Annotated in this window: 11 protein-coding genes; 1 reads left to right on the forward strand and 10 read right to left on the reverse strand. The window is 52.3% G+C overall.

The features are described from left to right. Position 1: 1 nt before the first annotated feature. The 10 genes from cydA to AAYN39_RS04735 form a co-directional block, all read right to left on the reverse strand. Positions 2-1,570, reverse strand: a complete 1,569-nt coding sequence (gene cydA / locus AAYN39_RS04690; RefSeq protein WP_000884372.1) for a cytochrome ubiquinol oxidase subunit I — start codon at positions 1,568-1,570, stop codon at positions 2-4. 1,587 nt (positions 1,571-3,157) lie between these two features. Beyond that, positions 3,158-4,027, reverse strand: coding sequence for a succinate--CoA ligase subunit alpha (gene sucD / locus AAYN39_RS04695; protein ID WP_000114639.1), 870 nt, complete (start codon positions 4,025-4,027; stop codon positions 3,158-3,160). Further along, entirely contained in the window at positions 4,027-5,193 is a 1,167-nt protein-coding gene (gene sucC, locus AAYN39_RS04700) for an ADP-forming succinate--CoA ligase subunit beta (protein ID WP_001048590.1), read from the reverse strand. The genes sucD and sucC overlap by 1 nt, the downstream gene beginning before the upstream one ends. 141 nt (positions 5,194-5,334) lie before the next feature. Next, positions 5,335-6,543 carry a 2-oxoglutarate dehydrogenase complex dihydrolipoyllysine-residue succinyltransferase gene (gene odhB / locus AAYN39_RS04705; RefSeq protein WP_000099858.1) on the reverse strand — a complete coding sequence of 403 codons (1,209 nt, stop codon included), beginning with the start codon at positions 6,541-6,543 and terminating at the stop codon, positions 5,335-5,337. Between the two features lie 14 nt (positions 6,544-6,557). Continuing rightward, complete coding sequence (gene sucA, locus AAYN39_RS04710) at positions 6,558-9,359, reverse strand: 2-oxoglutarate dehydrogenase E1 component (protein WP_001181500.1); 2,802 nt, start codon at positions 9,357-9,359, stop codon at positions 6,558-6,560. 525 nt (positions 9,360-9,884) lie between these two features. Next, a complete protein-coding gene (gene sdhB, locus AAYN39_RS04715) occupies positions 9,885-10,601 on the reverse strand; it encodes a succinate dehydrogenase iron-sulfur subunit SdhB (protein WP_001764104.1) in 717 nt (238 codons plus the stop codon). A gap of 16 nt (positions 10,602-10,617) precedes the next feature. Beyond that, positions 10,618-12,384 (reverse strand): succinate dehydrogenase flavoprotein subunit, encoded by a 1,767-nt coding sequence (gene sdhA, locus AAYN39_RS04720; protein WP_000775523.1) that lies wholly within the window; start codon positions 12,382-12,384, stop codon positions 10,618-10,620. Further along, entirely contained in the window at positions 12,384-12,731 is a 348-nt protein-coding gene (gene sdhD / locus AAYN39_RS04725; protein WP_000254356.1) for a succinate dehydrogenase membrane anchor subunit, read from the reverse strand. The genes sdhA and sdhD overlap by 1 nt, the downstream gene beginning before the upstream one ends. Continuing rightward, positions 12,725-13,129 carry a succinate dehydrogenase cytochrome b556 subunit gene (gene sdhC / locus AAYN39_RS04730; protein WP_000263340.1) on the reverse strand — a complete coding sequence of 135 codons (405 nt, stop codon included), beginning with the start codon at positions 13,127-13,129 and terminating at the stop codon, positions 12,725-12,727. The genes sdhD and sdhC overlap by 7 nt, the downstream gene beginning before the upstream one ends. A gap of 393 nt (positions 13,130-13,522) precedes the next feature. Continuing rightward, positions 13,523-13,768 (reverse strand): hypothetical protein, encoded by a 246-nt coding sequence (locus AAYN39_RS04735; RefSeq protein WP_010989130.1) that lies wholly within the window; start codon positions 13,766-13,768, stop codon positions 13,523-13,525. A gap of 100 nt (positions 13,769-13,868) precedes the next feature. Between AAYN39_RS04735 and AAYN39_RS04740 the strand changes: the two genes are divergently transcribed. Beyond that, complete coding sequence (locus AAYN39_RS04740) at positions 13,869-15,152, forward strand: citrate synthase (RefSeq protein ID WP_000785816.1); 1,284 nt, start codon at positions 13,869-13,871, stop codon at positions 15,150-15,152. Positions 15,153-15,239 lie beyond the last annotated feature (87 nt).

Raw genomic sequence — 15,239 nt, forward strand, 5'->3', positions numbered from 1 at the left:
CTTAGCGTGCCGGCTGAGAAGTCACGGTGGACTGCTCAAAGTGATAGCGACCGGTTTTCAGGCTGCTTGGGCCAAGGCGTGCAAATTTGAACATCAGGAACAATTCTGCCACCAGGAACAGGGTATACAGGCCGCAAATCAGGAACATGGAGAACAGCAGATCGCCCACGGTCAGCGATGAGTTCGCCACGGCTGTCGGCAACACTTTGCCGATCGCCCACGGCTGACGACCATACTCGGCGACGAACCAACCTGCTTCAACCGCAATCCACGGCAGTGGAATACCGTACAGCGCCGCACGCAACAGCCATTTTTTCTCACCGATGCGGTTACGAATCACGCTCCAGAAGGAAAGTGCGATAATCGCCAGCAGCAGGAAGCCGCACGCCACCATGATACGGAAAGCGAAGTACAGCGGCGCAACGCGAGGAATAGAATCTTTCGTCGCTTGCTGGATCTGCGCTTCGGTCGCGTCAGTCACATTAGGCGTATAGCGTTTCAGCAGCAGGCCGTAACCGAGATCTTTCTTCATGCTGTTAAACTGGTCGCGAACGGCCTGGTCGGTAGAACCGGCGCGCAGCTGCTCCAGCAGCTCATAAGCTTTCATCCCGTTACGGATACGCTCTTCATGCTGAACCATGAGATCTTTCAGGCCAATAACCGGCGTGTCCACGGAACGCGTAGCGATAATGCCGAGCGCATAAGGGATCTGAATCGCCAGATGGTTTTCCTGTTTGTCCTGGTCAGGAATGCCGAACAGGGTAAAGGAGGCCGGAGCAGGTTGCGTTTCCCATTCAGCTTCAATCGCAGCGAGCTTGGTTTTCTGCACGTCGCCCATTTCGTAACCGGATTCGTCACCGAGTACGATAACGGACAGTACGGCAGCCATACCGAAGCTGGCGGCAATAGCAAAGGAGCGTTTAGCAAAGGCGAAGTCACGACCTTTCAGCATGTAGTAAGCGCTGATACCGAGGATGAACATCGCGCCGGTGACATAGCCGGACGCCACAGTGTGAACAAATTTCACCTGTGCTACCGGGTTCAGCACCAGTTCAGAGAAGCTCACCATTTCCATACGCATGGTTTCGAAATTGAAATCCGCAGCGATTGGGTTTTGCATCCAGCCGTTCGCTACCAGAATCCACAACGCGGAGAGGTTGGACCCCAGAGCCACCAGCCAGGTGACGCACATATGCTGAACTTTACTTAGACGATCCCAGCCGAAGAAGAACAGACCTACAAAGGTGGATTCGAGGAAGAAGGCCATCAAACCTTCGATGGCCAGCGGCGCACCGAAGATGTCCCCAACATAGTGGGAGTAGTACGACCAGTTTGTCCCGAACTGGAACTCCATGGTCAAACCGGTAGCCACACCCAGAGCAAAGTTGATACCAAACAACTTGCCCCAGAACTTGGTCATATCTTTATAAATCTGTTTGCCGGAAAGGACGTATACCGTTTCCATAATGGCCAGCAGGAACGCCATACCGAGCGTTAGCGGCACAAACAGGAAGTGGTACATCGCGGTCAAGGCAAACTGTAAGCGCGACAGTTCGACTATATCTAACATCATGACTCCTTGCTCATCGCATGAAGACTCCGAGAGTGAACCCCGTTAGAAAGGGTCACACGCATGCCCCAATACAAATTTATTTGCGGCCTTCCATCGTACTATCCCCTCGGGAAGGAAACAGTAATGATGAAAAGTTACAAACATGTTAATAAAAAACCCAAATTGATCCCGCAAATATATTACGCCGTAAAACCCTTACAATAAACAGGTTTTTAGTGGGTCAGATTTGCTTTTTTCGACAGCGATCAATTTATGGCTAATCTATCGCTTTTCAGGGAATTTGATCACGGACAATTTAACCAGTTTTGATGCTCTTTTCCAACATTTAAATATTGATTAAAATCAATTTTTAAAGTTAATGTTAATAATGTTTATTCATTGAATGCATGGTGAATTTTTTGTTAACTTTTTGTTTTTGCAAAGAGTAATTTCAAACCCCCTGTAAAAAGAGGCTTATTCGATAAGGCTAAACATTTTGTGCGTTTTTTACTGCCCCGCATCCAGTAAAAAACATTCCACATTGATGTTCAATTATTGCTAAATAGCTCACAGATTTTTTCTGCAGGTTATCACCACTTATTATTTTATACATTTAGTCTATTTTTATTTTACTTATAATTAACACCGCAAAGAAACTATCTCATTGCACACGCGCCATCATCCCACCGGGATTACCCTGCCCGAACTTCCCTTTCCCGACGACTAATGGCCAGGATCATCTTACCAGGTTATCGCCTTAATTATCGCTAATAAGCCTTCCAGATAGCCAGGATCAAACAAACATTTTATTAGCTACTTTTTCTTTATTTCAACAACACCGTATTTACCTCCCCATAATTATTATAGCGAAGATTCTGTCATCACCTTCACAGATTAACCCTTAATTTCTACGTCACTCATAGTGATAATTCTGTTTATTCGCAGCCATAAATACCCTTTAAACATGATTAATCACGAACGCATAGTGTCAATAAGTTCTTAATAATTTTTAAAGTTAACCTCTTTTAACCAGCAAAAGTTCATATAATTTATTAAACGATATCTTTAATATTTCAGGGAAATAATGCCGGTACTCTTATGATTAAAATAGCTGTTTTATTCTGCCATTAAACAAGCAGTCTGTGTAAGCGCGATACATCTGAGGAGACGTGTAGTTCGCGCTCAGGCAAACATGCGCGGCCACAGAGTCAAGCGTCAATTTACTATAGAGGTTAGCATCAACATAGTGTAATGCTGCAATGCGTTTTTTTCATGGCGGAAAGCGCATAATCCGTCTCCAGTGAGGTCGGCAGGTCTTTCACTAAGACAGCATCTGTATTTGCTGAAAAAGAGTTAACCGGCAAACTGAGTAAATTTACTGCCGCTGCCAGACGGTTATTATCAATTATTTTCAGACTCCACCATGTTTTTTTAATGAGTCATCATTTTCCTATACCTCAATATTTACAAAGCCAATAATTTTATATCCCGGATGCTTCACCCGTACTTTGCCACAAACAATAAAACCATAAAAAAGGCCACCGTAAAGGTGGCCAACCATGTCGAAAACGGACATTTATCTGTTCCCGCAGGAACAGCGAGTTTTTATTTTATAATTGCTTTCAGCGCTTCGCCGATATCGGCCAGGCTGCGAACCGTCTTCACGCCAGCCGCTTCCAGAGCAGCGAATTTCTCATCAGCGGTACCTTTACCACCGGCAATGATGGCGCCAGCGTGGCCCATACGTTTGCCTTTCGGCGCGGTAACGCCCGCGATATAGCCAACAACCGGCTTGGTCACGTGGTCTTTAATATAAGCCGCCGCTTCTTCTTCCGCGCTGCCGCCGATCTCGCCGATCATCACGATCGCTTCAGTCTGCGGATCTTCCTGGAACAGTTTCAGAATGTCGATGAAGTTAGAGCCCGGAATCGGGTCGCCGCCGATACCCACGCAGGTGGACTGGCCGAAACCGTAGTCGGTGGTCTGCTTAACCGCTTCATAGGTCAGCGTGCCGGAACGGGAAACGATACCCACTTTACCCGGCTTATGAATGTGACCCGGCATGATGCCGATTTTGCATTCGCCCGGGGTGATCACACCTGGGCAGTTCGGGCCGATCATGCGTACGCCCGCTTCGTCCAGCTTCACTTTCACGGTCAGCATATCCAGCGTCGGAATACCTTCGGTGATGGTGATAATCAGTTTGATGCCTGCGTCGATCGCTTCCAGAATGGAGTCTTTGCAGAACGGCGCCGGGACGTAGATAACGGATGCGGTCGCACCGGTAGCTTCTACCGCTTCGCGCACGGTGTTGAACACCGGCAGACCCAGATGCGTGGTGCCGCCTTTGCCCGGCGTTACGCCGCCGACCATTTGCGTACCGTAAGCAATCGCCTGTTCGGAGTGGAAAGTCCCCTGGCTACCGGTGAAGCCCTGGCAGATAACGTTGGTATCTTTATTAATTAAAACGGACATTATTTCCCCTCCACTGCGGCAACAACCTGCTGAGCTGCATCCGTCAGACTTTTCGCTGCAATAATATTCAGGCCACTGTCAGCCAGTTTCTTCGCGCCGAGTTCGGCGTTGTTGCCTTCCAGACGCACCACCACCGGAACGTTCACGCCCACTTCTTCCACCGCGCCGATGATACCGTCGGCAATCAGGTCACAACGGACGATACCGCCGAAGATGTTAACCAGAACCGCTTTCACGTTGTCATCCGAGAGGATAATTTTAAACGCTTCGGTGACGCGCTCTTTGGTTGCGCCGCCGCCTACGTCAAGGAAGTTAGCCGGTTCGCCGCCATGCAGCTTAACGATGTCCATGGTGCCCATCGCCAGGCCCGCGCCGTTCACCATGCAACCGATGTTGCCGTCCAGCGCGACGTAGTTCAGTTCCCACTGTGCCGCCTGCGCTTCACGCGGGTCTTCCTGAGACTGGTCGCGCATTTCGCGCAGATCCGGCTGGCGGAACAGCGCGTTGCCGTCAGCGCCCAGCTTGCCGTCGAGGCAAATCAGATCGCCCTGCTTAGTGATCACCAGCGGATTAATTTCGATTAGCGCCAGGTCGCGCTCAAGAAAAATGGTTGCCAGGCCCATAAAGATTTTGGTGAACTGCTGCACCAGTTTACCTTCCAGACCCAATTTGAACGCCAGTTCCCGTCCCTGATACGGCATCGGGCCGGTCAGCGGATCGAGCGCGACTTTATGGATCAGATGCGGGGTTTCCTCCGCAACTTTTTCGATCTCTACGCCACCTTCGGTAGACGCCATAAAGACCACGCGACGAGAACTACGGTCAACCACCGCGCCGAGGTACAGTTCTTTGCCGATGTCGGTCGCCGCTTCAACCAGAATCTGGTTTACCGGTTGGCCATTAGCGTCTGTTTGATAGGTCACCAGACGTTTGCCCAGCCAGTTTTCCGCAAAGGCGCGAATCTCTTCTTTGCTTTTTACTACCTTCACACCGCCCGCTTTGCCGCGGCCGCCAGCGTGAACCTGACATTTCACTACCCACGGGCCGGCACCGATTTTAGACGCGGCTTCTTCGGCTTCACGCGGAGTAGTACAGGCATAACCCACCGGCGCCGGTAAGCCATAGCGGGCAAAAAGTTGTTTTGCCTGATATTCATGTAAGTTCATGTGTTCTGTCCATCCTTCAGGTAATCGTTATCTTTAGACCTGTAGGCCTGAAAGCTGCGCGCCATCAGGCATTACACCATCGCCGGATGGCGGCGTGAACGCCTTATCCGGCCTACAGGTAGCAGGTGATGCTCTTGCTGACTACACGTCCAACAGCAGACGGGTCGGATCTTCCAGCAACTCTTTGATGGTGACCAGGAAGCCCACGGATTCGCGACCATCGATCAGGCGATGATCGTAAGAGAGCGCCAGGTACATCATCGGCAGGATTTCCACCTTGCCATCCACCGCCATCGGCCTGTCTTTAATAGCATGCATTCCCAGAATCGCGCTCTGCGGCGGGTTGATGATCGGGGTAGACATCAGCGAACCGAATACGCCGCCGTTGGTAATGGTAAAGTTACCGCCGGTCAGGTCTTCTACGGTCAGCTTGCCGTCGCGGCCTTTGACAGCCAGTTCTTTAATTTTTTTCTCGATGTCAGCCATGCCCAGCGTATCCACGTCACGCAGGACCGGCGTGACCAGGCCGCGCGGCGTAGACACCGCCATGCTCACATCAAAGTAGTTGTGATACACCACGTCATCGCCGTCGATAGAGGCGTTCACTTCCGGATAACGCTTCAGCGCTTCCACTACCGCTTTCACGTAGAAGGACATAAAGCCCAGGCGGATACCATGACGTTTTTCAAACACTTCGCCATACTGCTTACGCAAATCCATAATCGGCTTCATGTTGACTTCATTGAAGGTCGTCAGCATGGCGGTGGAATTTTTCGCTTCCAGCAGACGCTCGGCCACGCGCTTACGCAGGCGGGTCATTGGCACGCGTTTTTCGCCGCGCGCGCCCAGAGCGGGTTGTGCTGCAGGTTCAACAGCGGGTGCTTTAGACTCGCCTTTCGCCAGATGTTTTTCCACATCTTCACGGGTCAGACGCCCACCCACACCAGTGCCTTTAATGGCGCTGGCTTCCAGATTGTGTTCAGCCAGCAGGCGACGGATCGCCGGGCTGAGCGCATCGTTGTTTTGTTCTTCCAGCGACGCCTGCTGGCGCTGTGCCGGCGTAGACGCTTTCTCTTCAGATTTCGCGCTGGTCTCTTTACCCGCGCTGTTGCCTTCACGCAGGCGACCCAGGATCTGGCGAGAGGTGACAGTCGTCCCCTCTTCTTCCAGAACCGCATCCAGAATGCCGTCCGCTGATGCCGGTACTTCCAGTACCACTTTGTCAGTTTCGATTTCTACCAGCACTTCGTCACGAACAACCGCATCGCCCGGTTTTTTATGCCAGGTGGCGACGGTCGCGTCCGCTACGGACTCAGGCAGGTCGGGAACAAGAATATCTACGCTACTCATTATTTATCCTTTATTTAATCGACGTTCAGCGCGTCATTAACCAGATCTTGTTGCTGTTTCTGGTGAACGGACATATACCCTACCGCCGGAGAGGCGGAGGCCGGGCGACCTGCATAACGCAGAGCGGCCCCAAACGGAATCACTTCACGGAAATGATGCTGACTGCAGTACCATGCGCCCTGGTTGAGCGGCTCTTCCTGGCACCAGACAAAATCATGGACGTGAGCGTATGGTTGCAGCGCTTCCTGCACCGCTTTATGCGGGAACGGATAGAGCTGTTCGATGCGCACGATAGCGACATCTTTCTGGTCGTTTTTGCGACGTTGTTCCAGCAGGTCGTAATAAACCTTACCAGAACACATTACCACGCGTTTTACGGCTTTAGGGTCCAGCTCGTCAATTTCGCCAATGGCCGGCTGGAAGGAACCGTTCGCCAGTTCATCAAGCGTGGAAACCGCCAGCGGGTGACGCAGCAGCGATTTCGGCGACATCACCACCAGCGGACGACGCATCCCGCGCAGCGCCTGACGGCGCAGCATATGGTAGACCTGCGCCGGAGTGGACGGTACGCAAACCTGCATATTCTGCTCGGCGCAAAGTTGCAGATAACGTTCCAGACGCGCGGAGGAGTGCTCCGGCCCCTGCCCTTCATAGCCGTGCGGCAACAGCATCACCAGACCGCACATCCGGCCCCATTTCTGCTCGCCAGAGGAGATGAACTGGTCAATCACTACCTGCGCGCCGTTGGCAAAATCGCCAAACTGCGCTTCCCAGATAGTCAGGGTACGTGGTTCCGCCGTGGCATAACCGTATTCAAAAGCCAGTACCGCTTCTTCAGACAGCACGGAGTCCCAGACTTTAAACTGTCCCTGACCGCTGTGAATATGCTGCAACGGCGTATACGTTGAGCCGTTCGTCTGGTTGTGGATCACCGCATGACGATGGAAGAAGGTGCCGCGACCGGAGTCTTCCCCGGACAGGCGCACCGGAATGCCTTCATCGACCAGCGTGGCGTAAGCCAGATTTTCCGCGCCGCCCCAGTCAAACAATTTCTCGCCTGCCGCCATTGCCTGACGGTCGCCATAAATTTTCGCCACGCGAGACTGCATTTCAATGGCTTCCGGCACGGTGCTGATACGTTTTGCCAGCTCCTGCAGACGCTTCATTTCTACCTTGTTCGGGTATGCTTCATCCCATTCGTGGTTTAGATACGGCGACCAGGTGAACGAGTGCATATTCATCGGACGCCACTCTTTCACCACGCATTCGCCTGCATCCAGCGCATCGCGATAGAGGTTGACCATTTCGGTGGCATCTTCCAGCGTTGCGACCTTATCAGCTTCCAGCTTGTCGGCGTAGATTTTACGCGGCGTCGGATGCTTTTTGATTTTCTGGTACATCAGCGGCTGGGTTGCGCTTGGCTCGTCGGCTTCGTTGTGGCCGTGACGGCGGTAGCACACCAGATCGATGAACACATCGCGTTTAAAGGTATTACGGAAGTCCAGCGCCAGACGGGTCACAAAAGCGACGGCTTCCGGATCGTCCGCATTGACGTGGAAAATCGGCGCCTGGACCATTTTACCGATATCGGTGCAGTAAGGCGTTGAACGCGCATCCAGTGGGTTAGAGGTAGTGAAGCCCACCTGGTTGTTGATAACGATACGTACCGTACCGCCCACTTCGTAACCGCGCGCTTTCGACATGTTCAGGGTTTCCTGAACCACGCCCTGGCCGGTCACCGCGGCGTCGCCGTGAATAGTGATCGGCAGCACTTTATTACTGCTCGGTTCGTCCAGTCGGTCCAGACGGGCGCGCACGGAGCCCATCACCACCGGGCTCACAATTTCCAGATGCGATGGGTTAAACGCCAGCGCCAGGTGAACCAGACCGCCTTCAGTTTCGATATCTGACGAGAAGCCCATGTGATACTTCACGTCGCCGGTACCCAGATGTTCTTTATGTTTACCGGCAAACTCGTCGAACAGATCCTGCGGTTTTTTACCCAGTACGTTGATCAGCACGTTCAGACGACCGCGGTGCGCCATCCCCAGCACCACTTCGCGAGTGCCGCTGTTACCCGCATGGCGAACCATCTCTTTCAGCATAGGTATCAGCGCATCTCCCCCCTCGAGCGAGAAACGTTTCGCACCCGGGAATTTGGCGCCCAGATAACGTTCCAGCCCTTCAGCGGCGGTCAGTTCGTTCAGGAAGCGTTTTTTCTCGTCAGCGCTAAAGGCCGCACGACCGGATTCGATGCGCTGTTGGATCCAGCGTTTCTCTTCGGTGCTGGTGATGTGCATATACTCAGCGCCAATCGGGCCGCAGTAGGTCTGTTTGAGCGCGTCGAGCAGCTCCCCCAGCTTCATCGTCTCTTTGCCGCTGGCAAAGGAGCCGACATTGAAGGTTTCCTGGAAATCGGCCTCGGTCAAATCATGGAAAGAAGGGTCCAGATCCGCCACGCGTTCTTGTTTCCACAGTCCCAGCGGATCGAGGTTTGCATGCTGATGGCCACGGAAACGATAAGCGTTGATAAGCTGCAGGACTTTAACCTGCTTCACATTGGTGTCAGGGTCGGAAATCGTAGAAGAGTGACGTGAGCCAGCCAACGCCTGCCGCCGGAAATATTCACGTGTTTTTGAATGGAGTTGATCCGGTTTGACTCCGGTACCAGGTAACTGCTGGAACGTCAAACGCCAGTTAGCGTCTACCGAGTCAGGATCGGTTAAGAAGTCTTCATAGAGCTGTTCTATCCAGCTCTGATTCGAACCAGAGAGGTAAGAAGAGTCCAACCAGGCTTTCAAAGCGCTGTTCTGCATCGTGATCCCTTAAGCATCTTTTCTGCTTATTTAATACTCTAAATAGGTCACGTTTCAGGAAGGCGGCAAGCTTGCGAATCCCTGGGAGCTTACATCCAGTAAGTGACTGGGGTGAGCAAGTGCAGCCAACGCACATGCAACGTGAACTATGACGAGTATTTCGCCGTGGATACTAACCACGCATACGCTGTATGCGTGCCGGGGTTCACTTGTTGCGGACTGTCGTGTCATCTGCGTCCGCTAAGGAACCTTTAAAAACTGTCTAATAATCTTCGCTGTTCAGGCTACGACTGCGTTGCGGCCTTCGCTCACTCCGGTCACATAGTTAACTATGCTCCCGAAGATTCGTTCAGACCGCGCCTTGTCTCGCTCTGAACATCTCGATTATTACTAATCATATGGCAGTTTTTAGAGGTTTCCTGCACTTCTATTGCCCGATGGCACCTGGCTTATCAGGCCTACAGAATACGTAACCCGTAGGCCGGATAAGACGGTACGTCGCCATCCGGCAACCACTACAACTACTTACGCGCTACGCTGCAACAGCATCGACTTAATATGGCCGATAGCGCGCGTCGGGTTCAGTCCCTTAGGACATACACTGACGCAGTTCATAATGCTGTGACAGCGGAATACGCTGAATGCATCGCTCATCCCTTCCAGACGACTGTCAGTCTCGGTATCACGACTATCGATCAGGAATCGATACGCCGCGAGCAGCCCCGCCGGACCGATAAACTTATCCGGGTTCCACCAGAATGACGGGCAGGATGTTGAGCAACAGGCGCAAAGAATACATTCATACAGCCCATCGAGTTTTTCACGCTGCTCCGGCATCTGTAAATGCTCACGTGCCGGTGGATTTTGCCCATTATTCAATAAGTAAGGCTTAATCTTCTCATATTGTGCGTAGAATTGCCCCATGTCTACCACCAAATCGCGGATCACCGGCAAACCGGGCAGCGGGCGAATCACAATCTTCTTACCCGACTGAGTCAGCGCCGAAATAGGAGTAATACAGGCCAGACCATTCTTACCGTTCATATTCAAACCATCAGAACCACACACACCTTCGCGGCAGGAACGGCGGAAAGAAAGGCTGGGATCTTTTTCTTTAAGCTGGATTAACGCATCCAGCAGCATCATGTCGCGCCCTTCTTCGCCTTCCAGGGTGTAATCCTGCATACGCGGAGCGTTATCGACATCCGGGTTATAACGATAAATCGAAAATTCGAGTTTCATCATCCTGTCTCCGCAATTAATAAGTACGAATCTTCGGCGGGAACGCCGGACGCAGTTTCGGTTCCATATTGACGCTTCGGCGCGTCATGGATTCCGTTTGCGGCTGATACAGGGTATGACACAACCAGTTGGCATCATCACGCTCCGGGAAATCGAAGCGGCTATGCGCGCCGCGGCTTTCCGTCCGGAAGTTGGCTGATACGGCAGTGGCGTAGGCGGTTTCCATCAGGTTATCCAGCTCCAGACACTCAACACGCTGGGTATTAAACTCGCTGGACGTGTCATCCAGACGGGCGTTTTTCAGACGCTCGCGGATCACTTTCAACTGCTCAAGCCCTTTCGCCATCGCGTCGCCTTCACGGAATACGGAGAAGTTATGCTGCATACACTCCTGCAATGCTTTGCGGATAGCCACCGGATCTTCGCCATTGCGGTTATTGTTCCAGCGATTCAGGCGATCCAGAGAACCTTCAACGTCAGACTCGCTGGCGTCGCGCAGCACGCCCTGCTCGGCGATGGATTCCTGTAAATGCAGCCCCGCCGCGCGGCCAAAGACCACCAGATCCAGCAGTGAGTTACCGCCCAGACGGTTGGCGCCGTGAACCGATACACAGGCGATTTCGCCTACCGCAAACAGCCCCGGAATCACCACGTCTTCGCCCTGCTCGTTCACGGTCAGCGCCTGACCGGTCACTTTAGTCGGAATACCGCCCATCATGTAGTGGCAGGTCGGGATAACCGGAATCGGCTCTTTCACCGGATCGACGTGAGCGAAAGTGCGGGACAGCTCCAGGATACCCGGCAGGCGAGATTCCAGCACCTCTTTACCCAGATGATCCAGTTTCAGTTTAGCGTGCGGCCCCCACGGACCATCACAGCCGCGACCTTCACGGATTTCGATCATGATGGAACGCGCCACCACGTCACGACCCGCAAGGTCTTTGGCGTTCGGCGCATAACACTCCATAAAGCGCTCGCCGTGTTTGTTCAGCAGGTAACCGCCTTCGCCGCGGCAGCCTTCTGTCACCAGCACGCCCGCCCCGGCGATGCCGGTCGGGTGGAACTGCCACATTTCCATATCCTGCACCGGGACACCGGCACGCAGCGCCATACCGACACCGTCACCGGTATTGATATGAGCGTTGGTGGTGGACTGGTAGATACGGCCTGCGCCGCCGGTCGCCAGCACCGTCGCGCGAGCTTTGAAGTACACCACTTCACAGGTTTCGATGCACAGTGCGGTACACCCCACCACCGCGCCATCCTGGTTTTTCACCAGATCCAGCGCATACCATTCGGAGAAAATCGTGGTGTGGTTTTTCAAATTCTGTTGATACAGCGTATGTAGCAAGGCGTGACCGGTACGGTCAGCCGCCGCCGCGGTACGTGCCGCCTGCTCGCCGCCAAAGTTTTTCGACTGGCCGCCGAACGGGCGCTGATAGATACGTCCATCATCAAGACGGGAGAACGGTAGCCCCATGTGCTCCAGTTCCAGAATCGCTTCCGGTCCGGTCTTACACATATATTCGATGGCATCCTGGTCACCAATGTAGTCCGACCCTTTTACGGTGTCGTACATGTGCCATTCCCAGTTATCTTCATGGGTATTGCCGAGCGCCACGGTGATACCGCCCTGCGCGGAAACGGTATGGGAACGGGTCGGGAAGACTTTCGAGAGCAGCGCACAGGTTTGGCCGCTCTGGGAAATTTGCAGCGCCGCGCGCATACCTGCGCCACCGGCACCAATCACAACAGCATCAAATTCTCTGACTGGCAGTTTCATTACACACCCCACACCACAACAAATCCATAGATGACGTAAACCACCAGCGCAACAACAATAACGAGTTGCAGTATCAGACGCACTGCCAGTGGTTTAACGTAGTCGGTTAACACCTGCCACATGCCGATCCAGGCATGAATTAAGATGGAAAAAAGCGCCAGCAGAGTGAAGACTTTGGTGAAGGCCGATGAGAAGAAACCGGTCCAGGCTTCAAAGGTCAGTTCGCCGCTCGTGGCGAAAAAACCCACCATGTAGATGATGTATAACGTCAGAACGATAGCGGTAGCACGGACCAGGATGAAGTCATGTACGCCATTGCGTCCTAATGCGGAGGCGTTGCTTACCATACGAGGACTCCTGCGAGAAGTGAAAGCACGACAGTGATAACAAAAGAGATTTTGGCAGAGCGTTGACCCGCTTCGAATGTTTCTTCCAGATAGCCAAAATCCATTAACATGTGACGAATTCCCACGATGACGTGATACGCCAGCGCGGTAAGGATGCCCCACATGATAAATTTAACGATGAAGCCGTCCATGATGTCGGCGGCCTGCTGGAATCCTTCCGGAGAAGAGAGGCTGGTGCCCAGTAGCCACAGTAGTATGCCGACGGCGATGAAAGTAATCACACCGGATACGCGATGGAGAATGGACGCTATCGCTGTGATGGGGAACCGAATCGTTTGTAGATCCAGATTGACAGGTCTTTGTTTTTTCACATTTCTTATCATGAATAACGCCCACATGCTGTTCTTATTATTCCCTTAAGACTTCGGTTACAGAGGTGAATCTACCTGTAGCCAGAAAGACGACGGGATTTCCTTCCTCCGGTCTGCGTGCGGGTCAGACAGCGTCCTTTCTATAACTGCGCGTCATGTAAAACACTGCTTCCAGTAGCTAAAACGACACGTTACAACGCTGGGTGGCTCGGGATTGCAGGGTATTCCGGAGACCTGGCGGCAGTATAGGACGTTCACAAAATCATTACAATTAACCTACATATAGTTTGTCGGGTTTTATCCTGAACAGTGACACAGGTCACGATAACAACATTTTTTTAATTTTCAATCATCTGATTTGACAAACATTAAACAAAATTGTTACAAACAACACCAGAAAAAGCATATAATGCGTAAAAGTTATGGGGTCACTCTTTCACCTGTTAATAAGTTATGTAACAGTACAATGATATTGACCCATTCTTTCAGGACAGTTATTAGTGATAGACAGGTTACATTACTCGGATTGCTACGTTCCTGATTTGCTGCTAATTCGAAATTAATCAAGCCGTTACCTGCAAACGCCCATTGCTCTGTACCCAGGTCATCCCCTCTTTCACAGAGCGGCGAGCCAAATAACAAACTGGTAACGGTTGATTGATGCATACACAGAATTTTCCCTGCACTAACGACGAGGAAGATGACGTGGAGAAGGCAAGTCTGAGTTCCGGCAGTCTTAAGCAATAAGGCGCTAAGGAGACCGTAAATGGCTGATACAAAGGCAAAAATCACCCTTACTGGTGACACTGCTATTGAACTGGATGTGCTAAAAGGCACACTCGGTCAAGATGTTATTGATATTCGTAGTCTCGGTTCAAAAGGAGTTTTTACTTTTGACCCTGGTTTCACCTCTACCGCATCCTGCGAATCTAAAATCACCTTCATCGACGGCGACGAAGGCATTTTGTTGCATCGCGGTTTCCCGATTGACCAGCTTGCTACCGATTCCAACTATCTGGAAGTCTGTTACATCCTGCTGTACGGCGAAAAACCGACGCAGGAAGAGTATGACGAGTTCAGAACGACAGTCACCCGCCATACGATGATCCATGAGCAAATCACTCGCCTGTTCCATGCTTTCCGTCGCGACTCACATCCGATGGCGGTAATGTGCGGGATCACTGGCGCGCTGGCGGCGTTCTACCACGACTCGCTGGATGTGAACAATCCGCGCCACCGTGAAATCGCGGCGTTCCGCCTGCTGTCCAAAATGCCGACCATGGCGGCGATGTGTTACAAATATTCAATCGGTCAGCCGTTTGTTTATCCGCGCAACGACCTTTCCTACGCCGGTAACTTCCTGAACATGATGTTCTCCACGCCGTGTGAAACCTATGAAGTGAATCCGGTACTGGAGCGCGCGATGGACCGTATTCTGATCCTGCACGCTGACCATGAGCAGAACGCCTCTACGTCAACGGTACGTACCGCAGGTTCAAGCGGCGCCAACCCGTTCGCCTGCATTGCCGCCGGGATCGCCTCCCTGTGGGGACCCGCGCACGGCGGCGCCAACGAAGCCGCGCTGAAAATGCTGGAAGAAATCAGCTCTGTTAAACACATTCCGGAATTTGTTCGCCGTGCGAAAGACAAGAATGATTCTTTCCGCCTGATGGGCTTCGGTCACCGTGTTTACAAAAACTACGATCCGCGCGCCACCGTGATGCGTGAAACCTGCCACGAAGTGCTGAAAGAGCTGGGCACCAAAGACGATCTGCTGGAAGTGGCGATGGGGCTTGAGCACATTGCGCTCAACGACCCGTACTTCATCGAGAAGAAACTGTACCCGAACGTAGACTTCTACTCCGGCATCATTCTGAAAGCGATGGGCATTCCGTCCTCTATGTTCACCGTGATCTTCGCCATGGCGCGTACCGTTGGCTGGATTGCACACTGGAATGAAATGCACACTGACGGCATGAAAATCGCCCGTCCTCGTCAGCTGTATACCGGCTACGATAAACGCGATTTTAAATCGGCGCTGAAGCGTTAATTGACAACCGGATGGCGACGCAACCCTCGCCATCCGGTACATTTTCCCTTTTTTCTTATCCTCATTATTTTATTCTTACCCCGTTAC

This window comes from Salmonella sp. K21076 (assembly GCF_039650795.1).
Classification (GTDB): domain Bacteria; phylum Pseudomonadota; class Gammaproteobacteria; order Enterobacterales; family Enterobacteriaceae; genus Salmonella; species Salmonella enterica.

Excerpts from the sequence above, each read along its gene's own strand:
- cydA (WP_000884372.1), bottom strand. The coding sequence starts at position 1,570 with ATGTTAGATATAGTCGAACTGTCGCGCTTACAGTTTGCCTTGACCGCG.
- sucD (WP_000114639.1), bottom strand. The coding sequence starts at position 4,027 with ATGTCCGTTTTAATTAATAAAGATACCAACGTTATCTGCCAGGGCTTC.
- sucA (WP_001181500.1), bottom strand. The coding sequence starts at position 9,359 with ATGCAGAACAGCGCTTTGAAAGCCTGGTTGGACTCTTCTTACCTCTCT.
- AAYN39_RS04740 (WP_000785816.1), top strand. The coding sequence starts at position 13,869 with ATGGCTGATACAAAGGCAAAAATCACCCTTACTGGTGACACTGCTATT.
- sdhB (WP_001764104.1), bottom strand. The coding sequence starts at position 10,601 with ATGAAACTCGAATTTTCGATTTATCGTTATAACCCGGATGTCGATAAC.
- AAYN39_RS04735 (WP_010989130.1), bottom strand. The coding sequence starts at position 13,768 with ATGCATCAATCAACCGTTACCAGTTTGTTATTTGGCTCGCCGCTCTGT.
- sucC (WP_001048590.1), bottom strand. The coding sequence starts at position 5,193 with ATGAACTTACATGAATATCAGGCAAAACAACTTTTTGCCCGCTATGGC.
- sdhC (WP_000263340.1), bottom strand. The coding sequence starts at position 13,129 with ATGTGGGCGTTATTCATGATAAGAAATGTGAAAAAACAAAGACCTGTC.
- odhB (WP_000099858.1), bottom strand. The coding sequence starts at position 6,543 with ATGAGTAGCGTAGATATTCTTGTTCCCGACCTGCCTGAGTCCGTAGCG.
- sdhD (WP_000254356.1), bottom strand. The coding sequence starts at position 12,731 with ATGGTAAGCAACGCCTCCGCATTAGGACGCAATGGCGTACATGACTTC.
- sdhA (WP_000775523.1), bottom strand. The coding sequence starts at position 12,384 with ATGAAACTGCCAGTCAGAGAATTTGATGCTGTTGTGATTGGTGCCGGT.